This window comes from Rhodococcus sp. WAY2 (assembly GCF_009859915.1).
In the GTDB taxonomy this organism is placed as follows: Bacteria; Actinomycetota; Actinomycetes; order Mycobacteriales; family Mycobacteriaceae; genus Rhodococcus_F; species Rhodococcus_F oxybenzonivorans.
Genome location: NZ_CP046572.1, coordinates 4738740 through 4760754, shown reverse-complemented (window position 1 = coordinate 4760754; position 22015 = coordinate 4738740). Strand labels below are relative to the sequence as shown.

At 64.3% G+C, this 22015-nt stretch carries 18 protein-coding genes and 2 pseudogenes; 9 read left to right on the top strand and 11 right to left on the bottom strand.

Annotated elements, in window-relative coordinates:
* The first annotated feature begins 3 nt into the window (after positions 1–3).
* Positions 4–1719, top strand: coding sequence for a SulP family inorganic anion transporter (locus GFS60_RS21570; RefSeq protein ID WP_159924420.1), 1716 nt, complete (start codon positions 4–6; stop codon positions 1717–1719).
* Between the two features lie 36 nt (positions 1720–1755).
* On the opposite strand, the pseudogene GFS60_RS21565 reads toward GFS60_RS21570, so the two are convergent.
* The 3 genes and pseudogenes from GFS60_RS21565 to GFS60_RS21555 all read right to left on the bottom strand — a co-directional run.
* Positions 1756–3537 (bottom strand): annotated as a pseudogene (locus tag GFS60_RS21565) (glycoside hydrolase family 15 protein); the annotation flags it as partial.
* Positions 3538–3767: 230 nt separating this feature from the next.
* Complete coding sequence (locus tag GFS60_RS21560) at positions 3768–5372, bottom strand: MFS transporter (protein ID WP_159924416.1); 1605 nt, start codon at positions 5370–5372, stop codon at positions 3768–3770.
* 29 nt (positions 5373–5401) lie between these two features.
* Positions 5402–5820: pseudogene (locus GFS60_RS21555) on the bottom strand (DUF7144 family membrane protein).
* Between the two features lie 237 nt (positions 5821–6057).
* Here GFS60_RS21555 and GFS60_RS21550 point away from each other — a divergent pair.
* Entirely contained in the window at positions 6058–7482 is a 1425-nt protein-coding gene (locus tag GFS60_RS21550; protein ID WP_159924414.1) for an MFS transporter, read from the top strand.
* A 92-nt stretch (positions 7483–7574) separates the two neighbouring features.
* Here GFS60_RS21550 and GFS60_RS21545 read toward each other — a convergent pair whose 3' ends face one another.
* From GFS60_RS21545 to GFS60_RS21530, 4 genes are all read right to left on the bottom strand, one after another.
* On the bottom strand, positions 7575–8144 hold the full coding sequence (locus GFS60_RS21545; RefSeq protein WP_159924412.1) for a hypothetical protein: 570 nt from the start codon (positions 8142–8144) through the stop codon (positions 7575–7577).
* Complete coding sequence (locus GFS60_RS21540) at positions 8144–8902, bottom strand: ParA family protein (RefSeq protein ID WP_109333157.1); 759 nt, start codon at positions 8900–8902, stop codon at positions 8144–8146. The genes GFS60_RS21545 and GFS60_RS21540 overlap by 1 nt, the downstream gene beginning before the upstream one ends.
* A gap of 168 nt (positions 8903–9070) precedes the next feature.
* Entirely contained in the window at positions 9071–9322 is a 252-nt protein-coding gene (locus GFS60_RS21535; RefSeq protein WP_236603237.1) for a hypothetical protein, read from the bottom strand.
* Positions 9323–9458: 136 nt separating this feature from the next.
* Positions 9459–10508, bottom strand: coding sequence for a C45 family autoproteolytic acyltransferase/hydolase (locus GFS60_RS21530; RefSeq protein WP_159924410.1), 1050 nt, complete (start codon positions 10506–10508; stop codon positions 9459–9461).
* Positions 10509–10645: 137 nt separating this feature from the next.
* On the opposite strand from GFS60_RS21530, the gene GFS60_RS21525 reads away from it, so the two are divergent.
* The gene (locus GFS60_RS21525) at positions 10646–12112 is read left to right on the top strand and encodes an aminotransferase class I/II-fold pyridoxal phosphate-dependent enzyme (RefSeq protein ID WP_159924408.1); all 1467 of its coding nucleotides are present in this window, start codon (positions 10646–10648) and stop codon (positions 12110–12112) included.
* Positions 12113–12238: 126 nt separating this feature from the next.
* On the opposite strand, the gene GFS60_RS21520 is transcribed toward GFS60_RS21525, so the two are convergent.
* Both GFS60_RS21520 and GFS60_RS21515 read right to left on the bottom strand, forming a co-directional pair.
* On the bottom strand, positions 12239–13153 hold the full coding sequence (locus GFS60_RS21520) for an NAD-dependent epimerase/dehydratase family protein (protein ID WP_159924406.1): 915 nt from the start codon (positions 13151–13153) through the stop codon (positions 12239–12241).
* 229 nt (positions 13154–13382) lie between these two features.
* The gene (locus tag GFS60_RS21515) at positions 13383–14726 is read right to left on the bottom strand and encodes an MFS transporter (protein ID WP_159924404.1); all 1344 of its coding nucleotides are present in this window, start codon (positions 14724–14726) and stop codon (positions 13383–13385) included.
* A 271-nt stretch (positions 14727–14997) separates the two neighbouring features.
* Here GFS60_RS21515 and GFS60_RS21510 point away from each other — a divergent pair, with 271 nt between their 5' ends.
* Complete coding sequence (locus GFS60_RS21510; protein WP_159924402.1) at positions 14998–15816, top strand: SDR family NAD(P)-dependent oxidoreductase; 819 nt, start codon at positions 14998–15000, stop codon at positions 15814–15816.
* Positions 15817–15863: 47 nt separating this feature from the next.
* On the opposite strand, the gene GFS60_RS21505 is transcribed toward GFS60_RS21510, so the two are convergent.
* Positions 15864–16511 (bottom strand): PadR family transcriptional regulator, encoded by a 648-nt coding sequence (locus GFS60_RS21505; protein WP_159924400.1) that lies wholly within the window; start codon positions 16509–16511, stop codon positions 15864–15866.
* 127 nt (positions 16512–16638) lie between these two features.
* On the opposite strand from GFS60_RS21505, the gene GFS60_RS21500 reads away from it, so the two are divergent.
* The 3 genes from GFS60_RS21500 to GFS60_RS21490 are packed head-to-tail and all read left to right on the top strand — an operon-like array spanning position 16639 to position 19203.
* Positions 16639–17760, top strand: coding sequence for an aromatic ring-hydroxylating dioxygenase subunit alpha (locus tag GFS60_RS21500; RefSeq protein WP_159924398.1), 1122 nt, complete (start codon positions 16639–16641; stop codon positions 17758–17760).
* Position 17761: 1 nt separating this feature from the next.
* Positions 17762–18736 (top strand): PDR/VanB family oxidoreductase, encoded by a 975-nt coding sequence (locus GFS60_RS21495; protein ID WP_159924396.1) that lies wholly within the window; start codon positions 17762–17764, stop codon positions 18734–18736.
* Positions 18733–19203: an HtaA domain-containing protein gene (locus GFS60_RS21490; protein WP_159924394.1), complete on the top strand. Its 471-nt coding sequence runs from the start codon at positions 18733–18735 to the stop codon at positions 19201–19203. The genes GFS60_RS21495 and GFS60_RS21490 overlap by 4 nt, the downstream gene beginning before the upstream one ends.
* Here the strand turns inward: GFS60_RS21490 and GFS60_RS21485 are convergent.
* Positions 19193–19849: a TetR/AcrR family transcriptional regulator gene (locus GFS60_RS21485; protein WP_159924392.1), complete on the bottom strand. Its 657-nt coding sequence runs from the start codon at positions 19847–19849 to the stop codon at positions 19193–19195. The two genes, GFS60_RS21490 and GFS60_RS21485, sit on opposite strands and share 11 nt — an antisense overlap.
* Positions 19850–20002: 153 nt before the next feature.
* On the opposite strand from GFS60_RS21485, the gene GFS60_RS21480 reads away from it, so the two are divergent.
* Both GFS60_RS21480 and GFS60_RS21475 read left to right on the top strand, forming a co-directional pair.
* Positions 20003–20812: an SDR family NAD(P)-dependent oxidoreductase gene (locus tag GFS60_RS21480; RefSeq protein WP_159924390.1), complete on the top strand. Its 810-nt coding sequence runs from the start codon at positions 20003–20005 to the stop codon at positions 20810–20812.
* 34 nt (positions 20813–20846) lie between these two features.
* The gene (locus GFS60_RS21475) at positions 20847–22013 is read left to right on the top strand and encodes a serine hydrolase domain-containing protein (protein WP_159924388.1); all 1167 of its coding nucleotides are present in this window, start codon (positions 20847–20849) and stop codon (positions 22011–22013) included.
* The last annotated feature ends 2 nt before the right edge of the window (positions 22014–22015 follow it).

Sequence of the window (22015 nt, the reverse complement as noted above, 5' to 3'; positions counted from 1 at the left end):
ACCATGTCCTGGACAGGTAGCCTCACACAGTTGCCGGGGATCGCGACGGCCCTGGCCTATCGTCGCGAGTGGCTGCGCCCCGACATCACCGCCGGACTCGTCCTCACCGCCCTGCTGATCCCCGCCGGGATGGGGTACGCGGAGGCCGCCGGGCTACCCGCCTACGCCGGCCTCTACGCCACCATCATTCCGCTCCTGGCCTATGCGGTGGTGGGACCATCGAAAATCCTCGTCCTCGGTCCGGACTCGTCACTGGCACCGCTCATCGCCGCGGCGGTGTTGCCCCTCGCTGTGGCCGATGATCCGGAAAGCGCGCTCGCGCTCGCCGGAATCCTCGGCGTCCTCGTCGGGCTGATCCTGCTCGTCGGCGGGTTCCTCCATCTCGGCTTCGTCACCGAATTACTGTCCAAGCCCATCAGGCTCGGCTACCTGAACGCGATCGCGCTCATCGTCGTGGTCGGCCAGCTTCCCAAGCTCCTCGGGTTCTCCGTCGACGCGTCCGGTCTCATCAGAGAGATCGGGGAGATCGGACAGTCCGTGATCCGGGGAGAGATCGACCCCGTCGCCGCCGCAATGGGCATCGGTTCCCTCGCCGTCATCATCGGGTTCCGCATCTGGCTGCCCCGCATCCCGGGTGTTCTCGTGGCCGTAATCGGGGCGATCATCCTGTCCGCCGCGCTCGGACTCACCGACGACATCGGAATGGTCGGCGCCCTGCCCGCGGGCCTGCCACTGCCCTCTTTCGGCGGGGTCGACTGGGGAGACGTGGGACAGCTCGTCGGCCCCGCGGCCGGTATCGCTTTGATCGCGTTCGCGGATACGGGGGTGCTCTCCCGCACGTTCGCCGCGCGGCGCGGTGACGACGTCAACGGCAGCACGGAAATGAAGGCGGTCGGCGTGGCCAACATTGCCGGCGGACTGTTCGGCGGGTTCCCTATCTCCGCCAGCGGGTCACGGACCCCGGTGGCGGAACAGAGCGGTGCCCGCACCCAATTGGCCTGTGTCGTCGGCGCGCTCGCTGTACTGGTCTTCATTCTCGTCGCCCCCGGGATCACCACCTACCTTCCCGACGCGACTCTCGGGGCCGTGGTGATCGTCGCCGCCACTGCACTGGTAGACGTGAAGGGCATGGTCCGGATGTGGCGTATGAGCTCTGTCGAGTTCGGACTCGCCGTCGCCGCCTTCCTCGGAGTTGCCCTGGTGGGAGTCCTGCAGGGCATCCTCGTCGCGATCGGACTGTCCTTCGTCGCGGTCGTCGCGCAGGCCTGGCAGCCGTACCGCACCGAACTCGTCCGAACCTCGGACCGTCCTGGCTTCCACGACATCGAACGCCACCCCGATGGGCAGCGTATCCCCGGACTCGTGCTCGTGCGGTTCGACGCCCCCCTCTTCTTCGCGAACGGCGAAATCTTCGACGAGTACGTGCGCTCGGTCGTAGCGACAGCACCTACCCCGGTCGAATGGGTGATCGTCGCCGCCGAACCCATCACAGGACTCGACACCACCGCCGTCGACGAACTCGTCGACCTCGACACCTATCTGGAAAGCAAAGGGATCCGGCTGGCTTTCGCGGAAATGAAAGGTCCAATCAAGGACCAACTGATCCGGTTCGGCGTCGGTGACCGGTTCGATTCGACTCATTTCTATCCCACTGTCGAGTCCGCCGTGACAGCATTCCACAACAGAGCCGACCACCCCGGTGAACTGGCCGACGAGTGAACCGGCCACACCGGTCAAGCTCGACAAGATCTCCCGTCACGCGTCGGCTTCAGCGCCGGCGATGGCATACGCCGCGCCGATGAGGGTCAGATGGCTGAACGCCTGCGGGAAGTTGCCGACCTGTCTTTGCAGGCGGACGTCGTACTCCTCGGCCAGCAGACCCAAGTCGTTGGACAGTGCGGTGAGCCGCTCGAACAATGCTCGCGCCTGGTCGGTGCGCTTGTTGAGGGCCAGCGCGGTGACCAACCAGAACGAGCAGGCGAGGAACTGTCCTTCGTCACCGGGTAGTCCATCGTCGGTCTGTGCAGTCGAATATCGCGAGACGAACCCGTCGCGGCCGAGTTCCTGGGTGATCGCGTCGATCGTTCCGCTCACACGGGAGTCGGTACCGGGCAGAAACCCGACGAGGGGGATGGTAAGCACGCTGGCGTCGAGTTCCTCGGACCCGTAGTACTGGGTGAAGGTGTTGCGCTTGGCGTCGAAACCGTGTTCGCACACCTCGCGATGGATTTCGTCGCGCACCTGCGCCCAACGTTCGACGGGAGCATCGAGTGTGAACTCCTCGGCGAGGCGCACGGCCCGGTCGAACACCACCCAGGCCATGACCTTGGAATGGGTGAAGTGTCGGCGTGGCCCGCGGGTCTCCCAGATGCCGTCGTCGGGTTCGCGCCAAATCGTTTCGATGTACTCGACCACGGTGCGCCAGCGCGGCCACCACTGCGGGTCGATCGTGCCGAGAATCTGCGTACCCGCATACAGCATGGCGACGACCTCGCCGTAGACGTCGAGCTGGAATTGTTCGGATGCGGCGTTGCCGACCCGGACCGGTGTGGAGCCTTCGTAGCCGGGGAAGCCGTCGAGGTCGAATTCGGTCAGGCGCCGCTCCCCGCTGATTCCATACATGATCTGGATCTTTTTCGGGTCGCCGGTGCCGACGCGGGAGAGGAAACCACGGAAGGCGAGCGCCTCGTCGGTGTATCCGGCAGCAAGCAGCGCCTCGAGGGCGAGCGCGGAGTCGCGCAGCCAGCAATAGCGGTAGTCCCAGTTCCGCACACCCCCGATGTCCTCGGGCAGGGAGGTCGTGGGCGCGGCGACCATTCCGCCGGTATTTTCCGACGTCATCGCCTTCAGTGCGATCAGTGAGGCCAGTACCTCGTCGCGGTAGGGGCCCGAGTAGGTGCAACGCCCACTCCACTCCCGCCACCACGCTTCGGTGCGCGCCAGCGCCGAGTCGGCGTCCTCGATCATCGGTGCCGGTTCGAACGAGGAGTGCCAGCACAGGGTGAAACGTGCCCGGCCTCCCTCGGTGACCACGAACTCGGCCCCGACGGTGCCCTCGCCGATGTGCAACGGCACTGGCGTGCTGAGGTGGAAGGTGTCCGGTCCAGCGGTAGCGCGCATTCCGTCCGGAGCCGGTTCCACCCACGGGGAGATGGATCCGTAGTCGGGACGAATCACCAGTTCCATCCGCATCGGCACCCTGCCACGCACACCCTGCACGATCCGCATCACCCGCGGTGGGCCGTCGCCGCGGCGCGGCATGAAGTCGATGATGCGCACCATGCCATCGGCAGTCTCGAAGTCCGATTCGAGCACCAGCGTGCCGGCACGGTAACGGCGGGCACTGACTCGTGTCTCACCGCTCGGTGCAAGGCTCCACAGGCCGTGCCGCTCGTCGCCGACCAGAGCGGCGAAACACGACGCGGAGTCGAAGCGGGGCAGGCAGAGCCAGTCGATGGTGCCGTTGTCGCCGACCAGCGCCGCGGTCTGCAAATCTCCGATGAGTCCGTAATTCTCGATACGCATGACCGATCCCCTATTCCACCGTCGTCCTCATTCGTCACCGAAAAGAATTGTTGCAGACCACATCACAGCGTGAGAAGAGCGATCATCTGATCTCCCCTCATAGATGCACGCACAAGAGCGGACGACTGTGCGCCAGGCTTTCAGAATATCGCGGGTCGTAGGGCAACCAGGGGAAGTTGACGAGATCGGCGCCCGGCGACGAGCACATTGACAACGATGTACGTCCCATCCCGAGGGCACCATCAATCATCCTCTGGGCGTTCGTCGGAGCTCTGCGGTGCGGGGTCTGGGATACGCCTCATGCGGAACGAGTTGAACACCCCGATCAGGCCCGCGAGGATGGGGATGAGTAGGGCGAATTGCAGGGCAAGAGGTCGCGCATCGGTGTTGATGCGGATGATCTCCTCCTGGATTTCGGGGGGTTGGCCGACGAGCAACTGTTCCAGCTGGGTGTTGCTCATGACCTCGGCGTCGTCCTCGAGCACCTGCGCCACCTGTTGCTGTTCTGCCGGCGGGAGCACGGCGCTCGACTGCGCCATCGCAGTGAACGTGAGGGACAGCGTTGCCAGCATGATGGCGCCCGCGAACGCCAGTCCGAACGAGAGCCCGAACGATCCCGCCGCGGAATTGACGCTGGCGGCTTCGCTGATTCGCTCCTCCTCGATCGGGGCGAGTGTGTAATTGTTGAGTTGAGACACCAGTAATCCCAACCCGGACCCGGCGATCATCAAGGGAATTACCAGGCCCCAACCGAACTCGGCACGCGGCACCAGTGGAATCAGTGCTGCGATCCCCACCGTCAGAAGCACGAATCCCCACCGGATGATGCTGCTCGGGCGCCGGTCGCCCGCCTTCTTGCCTGCGAGCAACGCCACTGCGAACATGCTGAGGGAGAGGGGTGCGAGGGACAATCCCGCCTGCATCGCGTTGTACTCGAGCACCATCTGTAGGTAGATCGGCAGCGCGATCATCGTGCCACCGAGGGCGATCTGCTGGAGCATCTGCCCGGTGATACCCAGGCGGAATATTTTGGAGCGGAAGAGATCAGGGTCCAGCAGCGTCGGCTTACCACCACGTTTACGCCGGACGAGCCAGTACGCCAACCCGGCCATCGCAATTGCACCGAGCGCCAGGAGTGCACCCACGGCTTCGCCGCCCTCCTGCCACACCAGGATGCCCAGCACGACGCCGCCCATGCCCAGAACGGAGAGCGCCGCTCCCACCAGGTCGATGACCCGAGGTCCGGTGTACCGAACGTCCCGGACGAGCCGGATGCCGGAAAGCACAACGGCGATGATGACGACTTCGAGCAGGAAACCGACGCGCCACGACAGATAGGTGGTGATGAAACCGCCGAGGAGCGGTCCGACGGCCGCGGCAATCGCCGCGGCCGCCCCGACCAGGGCGTAGACCTTCTTCTGGGCGGCCCCTTCGAAGTTGCCGTGGATCAGGGACTGCATGGCGGGCAACAGCAGCGATGCGCCGATTCCACCGAGTATTGCCCAAAAGACGATGATCGCGGTGAGACTCTGCGCGAGTGCCATTGCCGACGCACCCACTGCGTAGCCGAGCAGACCAAGCACGTAAGCGCGTTTGCGTCCGATGAGATCGCCGACTTTGCCGCCGATCAGGATGAACGCCGCAGATACCAGCGCCTCGAGCGCGATCGCCGCCTGAACGCCGCTGACTGTGGCGTCGAGGTCGCGAACCACCGAGGAGATCGACACGTTCATCAGCGACGTGTCCACCACGAGCACGAACATCGCCATCGCCAGCAGTAGTCCGAGCAGGCGCTGTGAGCCCGCTGCCTTCTCCGAGGGATTGCTGGTCTTCGGTCCTCCGTTCATCGATCACACCGTTCTCTCGTCGAAGAACGTCATCTGGCGATCTGGCCGTTCTGCACGGTGCCTCCGCGCCCGGCCGACACGGCCCAGATCACCACGGCGTTGAGGGCGATGATGGTGATCGCCCACATGGGGTAGTAGGGCAGCCAAAGGAAGTTGACGAGGATCGACACGGCGCAGATCACGATGGCACCCACTCGCGCCCAACTGGCACCGGTGAACAGGGCGATCCCGACTGCGGTGACGATCGCCCCCAACACCAGGTGCGTCCAGCCCCACGAGGTGAGGTCGAATTGATTGGGTAGTCGATTCCGGTGACGATCACCTCGTCCTTGGCGATCGCGGACAGGCCCTGGAGTACTTCGAGGACACCGACGGTGACGAGGAGGACCGCCCCGCCCATCGCGGTTCCTTGCGCCGCACCTTGCTTTACCAGAGATTTCTCGGACATAACCGTCCCCTTCCCGGGCAACGCGTGAAGTGTTCCGGCGAAATCATTGTCCTCCGAACTGGCCGGTTGGCGTGGCACTTCACAATAGGAATGCACCACCGCCAACCACCGGCCATGGCAGGTTCCGTGCGGGTAGGGTTATCGAGCAGCAGATCCCCACGCGCGGGACGAACTGGTATCGGATTCGTGGAGTGCGTCGGGTTGTTCGACACCGCTGCAACCCGAAGCAGGTGTGAGATGGCGCCACGAGACCAGGCAGGTCACGGCTCCGCCACCCTGCGCCGAGTGCTGATCCCGCTGGCGCTGGCACAGTTCATCTGCAGCTTCGCCGGCTCCAACATGAACGTGATGATCAACGACATCAGCGAAGACCTCGACACCAGCGTGCAAGGTGTGCAGGTCGCGATCACCATCTTCCTGCTGGTAATGGCGGCACTGATGATTCCCGGCGGAAAGCTGACCGACAAATACGGGCGCAAGCGTTGTTTCACCGTCGGCTTGCTCATCTACGGTGTCGGTGCCCTCATGAGCGCCGCAGCCCCGGGGCTGGGTGTGCTCATTCTCGGCAACTCCATTCTCGAAGGAGTGGGCACGGCGCTCCTGATTCCGCCGGTATACATCCTCACCACGCTGCTGTTCACCGAGGTCACCTCTCGAGCCCGAGCATTCGGGGCGATCAGTGCGATGGGTGGCATCGGTGCGGCTGCCGGGCCGCTGATCGGCGGGCTCATCACGTCGGCGATCAGCTGGCGGGCGGCGTTCGTGTTCCAGGCCCTGGTCATCGCGGTCATCATTTTGCTGGCCCGCAACATCACCGATCCGCTGCCGCCGGACCGCAGCCGTCCGTTCGATGTCGGCGGGGCACTACTCTCCGCGGTCGGCCTCATCCTTGTTGTGACCGGAATCCTTGCCGCGGACAACAACATCTGGTTGACGATCATTCTGATACTTGCAGGTGCCCTCGTGCTGGTGTGGTTTTTCTGGTCGGTGCGCGCCAAGGAACGCGCCGGCGCGGAACCGCTGCTGTCGAGCGCCTTGTTCCACAACCGCACTTCCAACCTGGGCCTGATCACCCAGAACACCCAGTGGCTGCTGCTCACCGGCGTCTCGTTCGTGGTCGCGGCTTACCTTCAGGTGGTTCGCGGCTACGACGCGATCGAGACGGGCGTGATCTTCACCGCGGAAACGGCGGGTCTGCTGGCCGCCTCCCTCGCTGCGGAACGGTTCGCGAAGCGGCGCGCGCAACGCACCCTGATCCTCGCCGGATTCCTCGTCGTGACCGGCGGCATTGCCGTCCTGTTGGCGCTGGTGAGTGGCACCCCGAGCGTCTGGGCGTTCGCGCCGGGACTGCTGCTGATCGGGCTGGGTCTCGGTGTCATGCTGACCCCGTCGGTCAACGTCGTGCAATCGAGTTTCGCCGAGCAGCTGCAGGGCGAGATCTCCGGGCTCTCGCGCAGCGTATCTAATCTCGGGTCCTCTCTCGGCGCCGCGATCGCCGGCACCATTCTCGTTGCCGGGATCACCTCCACCCCCGAGCGTTCGTATGCGCTTGCCATGATCGTCCTCGCGGCCGTCGGCTGCGTCGGGCTCGCCGCGTCCGTGCTACTCCCCCGCACGCTGTCGCCGCCGCTCCCACCCGATGGCGACGCCCGGCGTGCTTAGGTTGCACCTTTCGGCGCGTTCAGGGCTCACATCGCGGAAAGCGATTCCCCGCAACACATCCCGCCACTCTGACACTGGCGTGGTAATTGTGACTACCCCCGGACGAGTTCGGCGTTGCGCGGCGGGAAGGGTTCGCCGTTGTTGTATTTGCGTGCGAGAACGGCGAGGTAATGGGCGAGGGCTTCGTCGACGAGGTTGGACCAGCTGTTGGGGGCGCCGGCGATGTGGCCGATGGCGGCGACGGCATTCTTGCCGTCCTCGACCTTGGCGCGCTTGATGTAGACGGATTCCTGCTTCTTGTCTGCGGGGGCCCGTTTTGTAGTCTTCTTTTCCTCCCCAGGGGCCACCGGTTCGGCGGAGGCGGCTGCTTCCTGTGCGACGCCCACTCCCTGTTCGACGAGGTTCGGCAGTCGTCGCTTGCGGCGTTCGAAGGGGTTGTTGGCGGGTCCTGCGATGTCCACTCCCTGTTCGACGAGGTTCGGCAGTCGTGGTTTGCGGCGTTCGAGGGGGTTGTTGGCGAGTCCGGGCTTCCGTGTCACGCTCGTCAGCACGTCCACGCGGCGAGTTCTCGAGTACGTCCCCTCCGGGTGGGCGCCCGCGGGGGGCTGGTGGCGGCGTTCGAGGGGGTTGTTCGCGAGTCCGGGCTTACGTGTCGGGCTCATCACGAGGTCCTTTCGACGAGTTCTTGGGCGGCATCGCGGTAGGCCCGTGCTGCGGACGAGGACGGCGCCCACCTGACGACGGGTTCTTCGGCGCTGTAACTTTCGCTGACACGGACGGACTTCGGGATGATGGTGCGCATCGTCTGGTCGGGATAGGTCTCGCGGAGCGCGGCGAGGACCTGCTGGTCGATGACCTGTCCGAGTTCGACGCGGCCGCACAGAATGTGATTGAGCTTTGCAGTGGGGTTGAGCAGCTCGACCTGCTGGGTGATGTAGTTCTCGATCCGCATGAGTGCCTCGAGTTCCATGGCCCCCGTCATGACAGCGGCGAGCACTTCGGTGCAGGCGACGAGTGCGCTGATGGTCAGGTGGTCGAAATCTCCGGGGCAGTCGATCAGGTTGAAGTCGACGTCGGGGGCGCCGGCGAGGGCTTTGCGCAGGATGCCGTGGGCACCCGGCTTCTTGAGGAAGTAGGGCCCGACGGAGTCGAGTTCCTTGGTGGCAGGAATGAGGTGGATCCCGGACGCGGTGATGGTGGTGGCGTCTTCGATGCTCGACACCAGCATGAGTACCGACAGGACATCGTTGTCGACGGCTTCGGGCGTGGCGCCGAGCCAGGTGGTGGCGTTGCACTGTGGGTCGAGGTCGACGACGCGGACCGTGTAACCGGCTTCGACGAGGGCTTGGGCAAGGTTGACCGTGCTCGTGGTTTTGGTGGAGCCACCTTTATGGTTGACCACTGCGATGGTGCGGGTCATGGGCCTGTCCCTTCGTGAAAATATTGTGACGTAAAAGTACTCATCCGCGACGGCGTACGTGTCGCGTTGAGATTTTCAGTCCTGAGACCATCTCCGGCCGAGGAAAGATTTACTGTGACTATCGCGACGAGCAACCGGTCGACACTCACTGCCCAGACCGGTGATCCGTCACGGGCCTGACCTGCGAGCCTCCACGGATTGGCGTGTGGCGGAACGTTTCTCGTGAATCGATGCCATTAGCTCGGTCAGGCCGGTGTCGGCCGCGATCAGCCCCGCGATGTAGTCGTTCGCAGTCATGCCGTGCGCCTTCGCGGCGCTGGCAGCTGCTTCTTTGAGCTCTGGTGGCACCAGCGCCTTGACGACAGCACGGGTCCCCTTGCTGGGCCGCCCTCGGCGGCGGGAAGCAACAATCTCGGCCATGCCCGCAATTCTGGGACCAGAAAGTCGAACGACCTAACCGACACGCCGCACCCGGCAGAATTCCTCACGGCCGGTCATTGCTTGCAGGGCCGCAGGCATCGACGACCCGGGTGTTTCGCTCGGTGGTGTCTGCGGTCTATGCGGAGTGGTCGGGCGAAGGTGATGCGTGCCATCCGGGTTCGATCCAGGGTTGCTCGTCCGGGAGGCCGAGGCAGAAGCGTGCAGTGGGCGGGGTTGTGCCGAGTTCGAAGGAGACGGCCCCGAACGTCTGGGTCCGGCGTCCCTGCCGGGGTGTGACGCAAAGGGGTGCGGTGCGGTCGGCGAGAAGCACCTCGGCGGCGATGCGATCACAGGCCCTGTTGGTGTTCGCCTCGAGGAAGTCGAGGCGAGCCACGGAATCGGTAAACCGTCCTTCTCTCTGAAGTTCTCGTTCGGCATCCGGATCGATGTCGTCGTTCGCCAGCGGGTGGTTGGTGTGCAACAAGAGCGGTGAGCCTGCGGGGCAGCTGACCACCACCTCATCGGCCGAACACTCGACACCGTGGAATCCGTTCACATCCCCCACGGCGTAGTGCTGACCGCTCGCATGTGAGATGCGGTGCAGGAAGTCGACCGCCTGGTCGCGGGAAGAATGAGCAAGTGCACCCCGAATCGCAGCGGCCACCGGCAGCCCGGCGGAGTTGTGGCGCAACATGCCGAGGGCGTTCACGCAGACGCCGACGTCGTTGACTCCGGTCAATCCGATCATTCCCGCCGAACTGAGCACAAGTGCAGCGGGCCCGACGTCCGGACGGATGCGCAGAACGATCTGGGATCCGTCCATGAAGTCGGGCAAGTCCATGTTCTGGGCGAGATACACGCCATTGGCGTCGGCCTTTCCGAGGACACTGCAGCCGAGTTCGAGGTGTTTCCGGTGCACCCACCACTGTTCGTCCATGAATTTGTACGCAAGGATTTCCGCGAACGGGACCGCTGCCGCCTCCGCGATGCCGCGCATCTCCTCGGCCAGGTCGGGAACCGCGGCCTCCACCGTCGCAAGCAGTCCCGTCACCGCAAGTTGCTGGCGACTCCGAGCACTCGTACCCTCTCGCCACCGATCGAGGGCGGCATGTACCGAGTCGCGGGCCTGCTCGCCGTGGGCGCGGCCGCGCGCCCGCCCGTTTCCGGCACATTCGATGACCGTCATCGGACCTCCTCTCGGTCATTCTCGACTGCCGTGCGAATACAACCCGCAAGGTACGCCGGACAGGCGGCCGGGTGGGTGGGCGGCAGCATCAGACGCGTCGGTGTTCAGGACTTGACGGCACGGGTACACGTCTCGGTATGGATCAGTCGCAGACACCGTTGTTGGATGCGTTGGAGGAATATCATCGGCTCGACCGATATGGGTTCTCCCCACCGGGGCATCGTCAGGGACGCGGCGCGGACGATCGGGTGACGAAGGTCCTCGGCGTCGGTCCGTTCCGTTCGGACGTGCTCGCTTCCGGCGGTCTGGATGACCGGAAGTCGAGTAACGGCTACCTGTCCAAGGCCGAGCAGCTGATGGCGGAGGCGGTTGGGGCCGAGCAGGCCTTTTTCTCGACGTGCGGCAGCTCGCTGTCGGTGAAGGCCGCGATGATGGCCGTCGCGGGCAATGATCCCGGCGGATTGCTGGTCTCACGCGATTCCCACAAATCGATCGTGGCGGGGTTGGTGTTCAGCGGTGTGACGCCCCGGTGGATCACCCCACGTTGGGATGAGGAGATGCACTTCTCTCATCCTCCATCGCCGGACCAGGTGCGGGCCATGTGGGAGAAGTATCCCGACGCGGCAGGTGCCCTGATCGTGAGTCCCAGCCCCTACGGCACCTGTGCGGACATCGGTGCCATCGCGCAGGTGTGCCACGAGCGGGGCAAGCCGCTCATTGTCGACGAGGCCTGGGGTGCACATCTCCCCTTCCACGACGACCTGCCGACCTGGGCCATGGACGCCGGTGCCGATGTATGCGTGGTGAGCGTCCACAAGATGGGCGCGGGCTTCGAGCAAGGCTCGGTGTATCACGTGCAGGGTGACCTGGTCGACGGCACTCATCTGTCCGCGTGCGCGGACCTACTGATGACGACGAGCCCGAACGTGATGCTGTATTCGGCCATGGACGGGTGGCGGCGGCAGATGGTCGAGCGCGGTGCGGACCTGCTCGGCCGTGCTCTTGCGCTCGCCCGCCGCACCAGGGAACGAATCGCCGGAATCGACGGACTGACCGTACTCGAGGACCGGCTGCTCGGTGAGGAAGCGTCGCACGACCTCGACCGGTTGCAGATCCTCATCGACGTCAGCGAACTCGGTGTGTCCGGGTTCCAGTGCACCGACTGGGTGCGGGAGAACTGCCACCTCGACCTCGGGATGCACGATCATCGCCGAATCATGGCGACCATGTCGATGGCCGACGATGACGACACCGCCGACCGACTCGTCACCGCGCTCGACCAAGTCGCCCAGGCCGCTGCCTCTTTCGATCCCCCACCCTCGATTTCGTTGCCGAGCCCCGAGGAATTGCAGCTCGAATCGGTGCTGTCGCCGCGGGATGCGTTCTTCGGTAAGGCCGAGATGGTCGACGCCGGTGAGGCGGCCGGCCGAATCGCAGCCGAGCAAATCACTCCGTACCCGCCGGGTATCCCCGCAGTGGTGCCGGGAGAGCGGCTCGATCAGGCCGTCGTCGACTATCTGCGCAGCGGCGTGGACGCGGGCATGAACATTCCGGACGCGACCGATGCCTCACTCCAACAATTCCGGGTCGTTGTCGACAACTGATGAAGGACAACCGATTCCGCCGTCCATCCGGGTGACGACAAAAGGTGTCCCGCTACGCCGCTGGTCGACGTGCAGATCGGATGGCCATCGAGCGGGTGCGCGGGAGACCCTTGTGCTGTGGGCGGTTCATACGGAAGCCCGACGGGCGGTCTGCACGATCTGCGCGATCGCACGGCTGCAATCCGCTCGTGTGTAACCGAGCAGCGCAGTCTCGGTTGCGTCAGGCTCGTAGTGCATTAGGTTGCCCCGGCCCTGGACGATCATCGTGTCGGGCAGCAGGGGGTGCTCCTCGTCCCGTTCGTCGATGCTGCGTGTACCGCCCGCAGCGTCGACGAGCATCTGGAAGTATTCGCGAAAGGTCAGATTCTCGTCGCCGACGAGGTACGCCTTGCCCGGTTCAGCGTGTTGAAGTGCGCCCCAGATCGCCTGTGCAAGAGAATCAGCCGACATATAGTTCGATCCCCCGGGCGGCGCGAAGTCCGGGATATCGGGCAACTCACCGGCTGCCCACGCGATCATCCGCCCATACCGCCGCGCGGAGACTCCGGAGATGGCGCCGAGAATCGATGGCGGATTGAGAGTGGAGACGTTGAACGACTCGTCGGCGAGGGCCCGAGCACCCTCGTCGGCAGCACGTCGAGCCGCGATATAGGGAACGGTGTCGGCGAGGTCTGGACGCAGGTGGTGGTAGTAGCTGCCCACCTGGACGAAGCGCGGCACACCGGCGCGCTTGGCGAGCGCAGCGAAGCGGGGAATGCCGGAGATCTGCGTCTTCTCCCAGAACGCCGCTTGATCAACGTCTCCGCTCATGTGGCGCACGTCTTGGCCGGCGGCGAAGACAATGGCGTCGAAAGGGGAAAGCTGCTCGACGGTGAAGGTCTGCTCGGTGTAGTCACCGAGCAGGACCGGAAAGTCTCGGACCGGGGACTCGTCGCCGAGAGCGTTACGCGCTGCCACGGTGACGTCGTTGCCCTGCTCACGCAGATGTAGTGCGGTGTAGGCGCCGATCATTCCGGTGCCGCCGACGATAAGAACCTTCATTCGTGTTCGCCCTTCTTCGCGCCTGCCCCCAGCGCCGCTGGCCGAGGGAGCAGCGGGGTATGCGTGTGAGTGTTCTGGACCTCGGCGTGGATGGCCGGATGCATCGCCCAACCTAGCCGTTGATCACGGTCTTTTCGATTCGTAATTCCCACTCAGTGGTCATCGGTGGGGCGTGTGGCTCGATCTCCCGGCCACCGCGTGCGGGGACTTCTGTCTGATGATCTCGAAACTACGGTACGAGATTCTGATTCAGGTCACGTCCATTGGTCTCGGGAGTGAGTGCGAGTGCTCCGATCGAGGCGAGAGCGGTGATTGCGGCAATCAAGCTCAACGGCACACTCGACCCGGTTGCCGCGACCAGGCCGCTGGCGATCAGGGGAGTGAATCCGGCACCGAGAAGGGCTGCGCTCTGGTACGCCATGGAAACTCCTGTGTAGCGCACACGGGTAGCAAACATTTCGGACAGCAGCGGCGTCAGCGGCGCGTACATTGCATTCTGCAGGAGTTGCGCAAACATCAAAGCGCCTACCATGACCAACATGGATTTCGTGTTGATCATCGCATACAGCGGAAACGCGAACAACACCGTTCCGATGGCCCCGGAGATCATGACTCGACGTCGACCAAGCCGGTCTGAGAGGGTCGAGAACAGTGGTATGAAGACGATCGATATGGCGACCACTGCGAGAAGCGCACCCATGACATCGGAGACCGCATAGCCAATTCCGGATGCGTAAGCCACAACATGCGTACTTGTCAGGGAGGTCAGGGCAAACGGAGCCAGGCCGGCGGCTACCGCCAAGACGAGTTGCTTCGGACGGCGAAGTACCTCCAGAGCGGGACTGCGCCTGTCCTTTCGTTTGGCTGACGCCTCCACGAAAATGGGACTCTCGACCACGTGGAGTCGGACGTAGAGTCCGATCACCATCAGGATAGCGCTCAACAGGAAGGGAATTCGCCATCCCCAGGTCAAGAGCGCAGATTCCGGGAGGAGAGTCACGACCGCAATCGCTGCCGTCGACAGAAGAAAGCCGAACGGTGTTCCGAGTTGCATGATCCCGGCCCACCGCCCGCGGCGGTCCGCATCCGCGTGTTCGACGACCATGAGCGCCGCACCTCCCCATTCTCCACCCACCGCGATGCCTTGAATAACGCGAAGGACGATGAGCAGGATCGGCGCGAGGATTCCTATCCCCTCATATGTGGGCAGCATTCCGATCAACACACTGGCGATACCCATAGTGGTCATGGTGATTACCAGCATCGACTTTCGGCCGAGCTTGTCACCGAAGTGCCCGAATATCACACCGCCGAGCGGTCGCGCGGCGTAACCGGCGGCAAGGGTTCCGAATGCGGCAACTGTACCGACAGCCGGATTCGAGGCCGGGAAGAACAGTTGCCCGAATACGAGGGCAGCCATGGTGCTGTAGAGAAGAAAGTCGTAGTACTCAATGGTTGTTCCCAGGAGGCTTGACAATGCGACCTTGCGGAGCAGGGATCCGTCGTGCGAGGAAAGACGGTCCTCGGTGGGTGTCGCCTGGCGTGCGGGCGGCACTTGGGGCGGATTCGTCATCAGGTGCTCCTTTGCAGATTTACACGGAAGCTGACTGGCGATGGGCATCCGAACCGATCGGATCGGAAGGGCCATTTCGCCAGTAGGGTTGAGACAAAAGCCATTTCACCGGTTCACCATCATCGGTCAACGTAGTTCGCCTTGCACGGAGTCCGGCGGCGTGCTTTTGCATTGCCCACGGGCTCGATGAAATCCGAAAGACCGTGTGGAGCGGTGTGAACCTCCCGGTGACCGGGAGCAAAGGGGTATCGCGGCACCGACATGTCATGAGATGACAAGCATGACCCTCACTTTCACACCAGGCGCACTGTTGCGCGGCCGGCGTGCCGTCGTCACCGGCGGTGTGGCCGGCATCGGAGCCGCAAGCGCGCGCAGCTTCGCGGCCCACGGCGCGCATGTCCTCATCGCTGACGTGAACCCGATCGGAGACGTCGACTTCGACGGTGCCGCCGGTGGGCGACTGGACGCGATCGTGGCCGACGTCTGCTCTTCGCAGGTAGAACCGGCACTGGTCGAGCACCGACCGGACATCCTGGTCAACAACGTCGGCCACTTCGTACGCGCGCCCCAAGAGTTCACCGCCGACACCGCCGAGCAGTGGGCCGGCCTACATGAAGTGAACTTCGCCCATGCGCTGCGGCTGACCCACGCACTACTTCCGGGGATGACCGAGCGCGGCCGCGGAGCGGTGGTAAACCTCACCACCGTCGAGGCGCACCGAGCGATTCCGGGGCACACCGTCTACTCCGCATACAAGGCGGCGCTGATGCAATTCACCCGCTCGCTCGCGGCCGAGGTGGGTCCGGCGGGAATCCGGGTCAACGCGGTTGCCCCGGACCTGATCGAAACGGCACAAGTTCCCTACGGAGACTTGGTGCCCGAGCAGGACCGCGCGCTGTGGCCGTTGTGGTCACCGCTCGGTGGCCCCGGCAAACCCGAGGACGTCGCGGGTGCCGCGCTGTTTCTGGCCTCCGACCTGTCCCGGTTCGTCACGGGCAGCACTATCCACGTCGACGGCGGCACGCACGGTGCCGGGGGCTGGGTGCCGCGCCCGACCGGTGGCTGGACAAACCGCCCCCGAAACCCTTGACCAAAAATCGAATAACCGCCGGCCGCAGTCGTCCTACCCGATCCGAATTACGAGTGCAGAGCGACCGGGTGTTCGGTAGCGCTGTCATCGTCGTGGTCCGGGGGTGACGACTCGGTGCCCGCAAGCTCGTCAAGGAGAGCAAGTCCTTTGTGCGCCCAGTCGATCTCGGACCGGCTCCGGGCGATCATGCCGTCGTAGGTGTAAGCCTTGTACGCGATGATCCGTGCGTGTTCGTGCGCCGGGTAGTGATCGAGTCGCCGGACGATTGCTGGATCCGTACCGGCCTTGATTCCGTCCCGGACGGCGGTGAGCAACTCGACTTGAGTGCTGTAGTACTCGATGTGCTTGTGCAGGATTTCCCGCGCACGATCAGGGTCTGCCCATTCGAAGTAGGCGGCCTGCATGTGGTGGGCATCGCGTTCAGGGGCGTGGTCGAGCGGAGTATTCATCCACGCTCGGAAGGCGGCGATGCCGTCGTCGGTGATGCTGTATTGCGTTTTGGTGCTCCGGGGTCCCCACCTGACCTGCTCGCCCTCGATCAATCCGTCTTTCTGCATGCGGCGCAGTTCGGGATAAATCTGCGAGTCGGGTGCGTGCCAGACGTGCCCGACGGAACCCCCGAACCGTTTGGCGGCGTCATATCCGGTGAGCGGGCCCGCCGTGAGCAGGGCCAGCAATGCGTAGCGAAGGCTCATGTCTCCTCATCGGCCGGGCTGTCTTGCCAATCACTATATCGATAGATAGTGTGTGCGTCACATCACCCAATAGCTATGCATGTAGTTATTGCGGATCTCAGTAGGTGACGACCCCCAAGGACATCGCATGACCGATCTCGGCCCGGGCGGCGCGACCGCCAAGAACATGGCCTTCCCCCTCAACGCGTGGTACGTCGCGGCGTGGGACTACGAAGTGACCTCCGCGAAGCTGCTTGCCCGCAGGATTGCCGACAAGCCGATGACGCTTTACCGCACCACGGACGGCCGCCCGGTAGCCCTTGCCGATGCCTGCTGGCATCGGCTCGCCCCGTTGTCGCTGGGCACCCGCATCGGTGCGGACGAGGTGCAGTGCCCCTACCATGGCCTGCGTTTCAACTCCGCCGGGCGATGCACCAAGATGCCGGCGCAGGAGACGATCAACCCGTCGGCGATGGTGGCGTCCTACCCTGTCGAACAGCGTCACCGGTTCCTGTGGGTGTGGCCGGGGGATCCGACGCTCGCCGACCCCGCCACGATTCCCGACATGTTCCAAATGGACTCGCCGGAGTGGGCGGGCGACGGCCGCACCATCGACGTTCAGGCCAACTACCAGTTGGTGCTCGACAATCTCATGGACCTCACCCATGAAGAGTTCGTCCACTCCTCGTCCATCGGACAGGAAGAACTCAGCGAGTCCGAATTCGTAGTCACCCACGACGAGCGAACGGTCACGGTCACCCGTTGGATGCACAACATCGACGCGCCACCCTTCTGGCTGAAGAACATGCGTGACAAGTTCCCCGGGTTCGAGGGCAAGGTCGACCGCTGGCAGATCATCGAGTTCCAGGCCCCTGGCACCATTCGCATCGATGTCGGTGTGGCCAAGGCCGGCACCGGTGCCCCCGAGGGTGATCGCAGCCAGGGTGTCAACGGCTTCGTGATGAACACGATCACCCCGGTCGACGAGAAGACGGCGCTGTACTTCTGGGCCTTCCAGCGCAACTACCGCCTCGAGAGCCAACTGATCACCACCCAGCTGCGCGACGGAGTGCACGGCGTCTTCGGCGAGGACGAGGCCATGCTCACCGCTCAGCAGGCCGCCATCGACGCCAACCCGGACCACGAGTTCTACAACCTCAACATCGACGCGGGCGGGATGTGGGTCCGCCGCATCATTCAGCGCATGATCGAGAGCGAGCGCCTGCACACCGCGAATATCGATGCTCTCGCCGCCGAAACGGTGAACTGACATGACCGACAACAAGATTCTCTGGCAGCACGGCCAGGTCACGACCGTCGAGCCCGCCGCCGACGGCATCGCCAAGATCGTGATCGCCACCGAACACTCCCATCGCGCAGCCCCCGGATCGCATGTGGACGTCCGCATCGACAGCGGCGACGTCCGCTCGTATTCGATCGTCTCCGGCGCCGCCGACGGCCGTAGCGTGACGCTCGGGGTCCACCTGTCCCCCACCTCCCGCGGTGGGTCCCGGTATATGCACACACTGCAGGCCGGTGACCGGATCGAGCTCACCGCACCACTGCAGAACTTCCCGCTGCGTGTCGGCGCACCGCGGTATGTCCTGCTCGCCGGAGGAATCGGCATCACCGCGATGGCGGCCATGGCGGCGGTGCTGCGGCGGGTCGGGGCCGACTACCGTTTCGTCTACGTCGCGCGCAGCCAGACCGCGATGGCGTTCCTGCCGGAACTGCTCGCCTTGCACGGCGACCGCCTGGAGGTTCACATCGACGACGAGGGCACCGGACTGGATGTCAGGGCACTCGTCGCCGCCGTCGACGAGGTGACGGAGTTGTACATGTGCGGGCCGATTCGGTTGATGGATGCCGTCCGCCGCACCTGGGTCGAGCGAGATTTGCCGCTGCCGAATCTTCGATACGAAACCTTCGGAAACAGCGGGTGGTTCCGGGCCGAGGAGTTCGTCGTGAACATCCCGCGGCTCGGCATCGAGACCACCGTCCGGTCGGGTGACTCACTGCTCGACGCTCTCGAGCGAGCCGGCGCGGACATGATGTTCGACTGCCGCAAGGGCGAGTGCGGTCTGTGCCAAGTCGATATCGTCGACGTCGAGGGCACCGTCGACCACCGGGACGTGTTCTTCAGCGAAGAACAGAAGGCCAACTCGAAGAAGCTGTGCGCCTGCGTGTCCCGCGTAGTGTGCGCCGAAGGCGGCGGCAGCGCGACCTTGACCCTCGAGGTCCCATGACCGCCGGCGTCGGACCGTTCGTGGTTCCCCAGGTCGGACTGACCTGGGGAATCAAGCGCAGCTTCATCCGCTATATCGCCACGCTGCCCGACGGTCGCCACTCGATGTCCGACGGCGCGTATCTGGGCGAGACGAGCTACTTCACCTTCCCCCCGGTTCCCTCACCGGATGTGCCGCAGGTGATGCGGTTCGGCGGAGTGGTGCGCATCGGTGGACACGGTGGGATGCTCGACCTCCTGATTGCAGAGCCGTGGGTAGAGATGACCGAGTCTGGGCCGATCCTGACGGTCGTAGATCCCACCGGCCCGCCGGATCGAACCCGGCGAATCACACTGGCCGAGCTGCACCCTCAGGATTCAGGACTGGCCGAACGGCAGTACACCGCGACCCTCGCGGACGCCGGTTCGGCGATCTTCGATCATCACTACCCGGCGGGTACCGAACTCGACACGGTCGTCATCCAATAGACCCGCTTGCCGCCGCCGGGGTGGTCCCGCCGGCGAGAGCGGCATGCCACTGCGCCGTCAACACGTCGATCACGTCGGAGAGGTCGGCCGGAGCGGAGCGGACGAGCACGAAGTACAGGGTGCGCTCGAAGCCGAGCATCGTCGTGACCAGCGTCAGTCGTGCCCGTTCCCGTTCCGGGCCGTCCGGGTAGCGGCCGAGGAAGGTCGTCATCGCGTCCGCCGCTTCCGACAGTGTTTGGTACCACCGCTGCGAAACGATCGGTTCCACCGACAAGGCGTGCTCGAGGGTTTCGAGTTGCTGACGCCCGTCCACCCACAGCTGCGAGCTGTTCTCGACCCACCGCCGCAGGCCGTCGATATCGGTCGGATCGAGCGAATCCAGCGTTCGGTAGCTGTCGACGACCTCCGGACTGAGTTGTTCGAGCATGGCGTCGACCAGCTCGGCTTTGGCCTTGAAGTGCAGATAGAGGTTGGCGCGGCTGATGCCGGCGGCCTTCGCGATCGACTCCATGGTGATCTTGTCGTAGCCGTATTCGGAGAACAGGGGAATCGCACACTCGACGATGCGGGCGCGAGTGGCCCTCTTTTTCTTGCCCACGCGCGGTGCGGACGAGTTGGTCGAAGATGCGGTTTCCGTCGTGCTCATGTGGTCAGCCTATCGGGCCGCGACCAGCACACCGAACAGAACTAGACGAGAATCCAGAAAAAAACTAGACATGGATCCAGTTTTTGGTATCGTGTGTCTTGCACCACTCACGAGCCGTCATCGTGCTCGTCCCCTTTCTCGAGGAGTCTCTCCATGAAACTTGCTGGAAAAGTCGCATTCGTCACCGGCGCTGGATCAGGAATCGGCGCCGCCACCGCCCGGTTGTTCGCCGAGCACGGTGCGACCGTCATCGGCGCCGACATCTCCGAAGGCAACGTCAAAGAAGTACTGTCCGGAATCGACCACGGTGAAGGCATCGCCCTCGACGTCGCCGACAGCACCGCCGTCAAGGAAGCCTTCGCGCACGTCGAAAACCGCTACGGCGCACTCCATGTGCTGATCAACGCCGCCGGCATCAACGCACCGACCCGCGAGGAGAATGAGCGCCTGGTCGACGTCAACGTCCGAGTATTCGAAGCACGCAAACGCGGCGAAATCCTGCACCCGGACTTCCTGTCCGGAGTCACCGACGAGCACTTCGATCGCGTCCTCGCCGTCAATCTCAAGGGCCCCTTCTACACCATCCGTGAAGCTGCCCCGCTGATGAAGCGATCCGGTGGCGGGTCGATCGTCAACATCTCCAGCGTGTCCGCGCTGGTGGGAACACCGATGCCGTTGTACTACCCGGCCTCGAAGGCCGGTGTTCTCGGCATGACCCGGGCCGCAGCCGGAGAACTCGCGCCGCACGACATCCGCGTCAACGCCGTCGCACCGGGCGCGGTGGACACACCGTTGCTGCGCGCACAGCCCGACGAGATCGTCGATTCCATCGCCGGTGTGCAGCCGATATCGAGCCTGGCCAAGCCCGAAGACCTCGCCGCCACCATGCTGTTCCTCGCCTCCGACGACAGCAAGTACTACACCGGACAGACGCTGTCACCGTCCGGCGGCCTCTACATGTAATTCCGCCCGGACGCACCGACAAGAGAGCACAACCATGAGCACACCCACGATCACTTTCGACCAGAACGCCCTGAGCCGCATCCGCACCTCGATCACCCAGGACATCGACGCCGGACGCTACGACGGCGCTGTCATCGCCATCGCCCGCCACGGCGAGATCGGACTGCACGAGGCCATCGGCTACGCCGACCGCACCACCGGACGCACCGCAACTGTCGACGACGTCTTCTGGATCTTCTCGATGACCAAGGCGTTCACCAACATTCTGGTTCTACAGGCCATCGACCGCGGTCAGCTGGATCTGACCACTCGGGTCGTCGACGTCATCCCCGAGTTCGTCGGCCGCGACCCGTTCCGCGCCGCGAAGAAGGATCGCGTCAACGTCGGTCATCTGTTGACGCACCGCGCCGGTCTCGTCGCCACCCCCACCCCTCTGCCGTACTCCGAGCTCGGCAACCTCGACGCGGTGATCGACGCGATCAGCCAGCTCGACGTCGTCGGTGAGCCGGGCGGGACCTTCAACTACTCACCCACCCTCAACCACGCGCTACTCGGAGAGATCGTCCGCCGCGTCACCGGATACCGCAGTTTCGGGGAACTTCTCGCCAAGGAACTCTTCGCCCCGCTGAAGATGAACAACACCGCACTCGGAGCCCCCAAGGCATGGGCCGATCGGATGGTGCCCATCAAGGCACACTTCCCACCCGGCGGATGGCTCAAGTCGTCGGACATCGAGGTCATGCAGGAAATCGTCGTGGAGGGGGCAGAAATGCCGTGGGTCGGCGCGGTATCCACCACCAGCGACATCTTGCGTTTCGCGGAAATGATCCGCCGTGGAGGCGAACTCGACGGTGGGCGTATCCTTTCGCCGAGCATCCTCGATCTGGCCACGACCCTGCAGACCGGCACAGCGCCGAACGATCTGTACGCGATGCTGTGCCACGCTCGCGGCTGGGACGTACCCCCCGGGAACTTCGGTCTCGGTTTTGCGCTGCGCGGTGAAGGGGTGTACCCGACGTTCTTCGGCGCATCGACCAGCCCGCGCACCCACGGCAACTACGGCGCCGGATCCACCCTGTTCTGGGTCGACCCCGACAAAGACCTCACGTTTGTCTGCCTCACGGCCGGCGTGATGGAGGAAGGCGACAACCTCGCCCGCTTCCAGCGGCTGTCCACCATGGCCGCGGCCACAGCCCTCTGAAC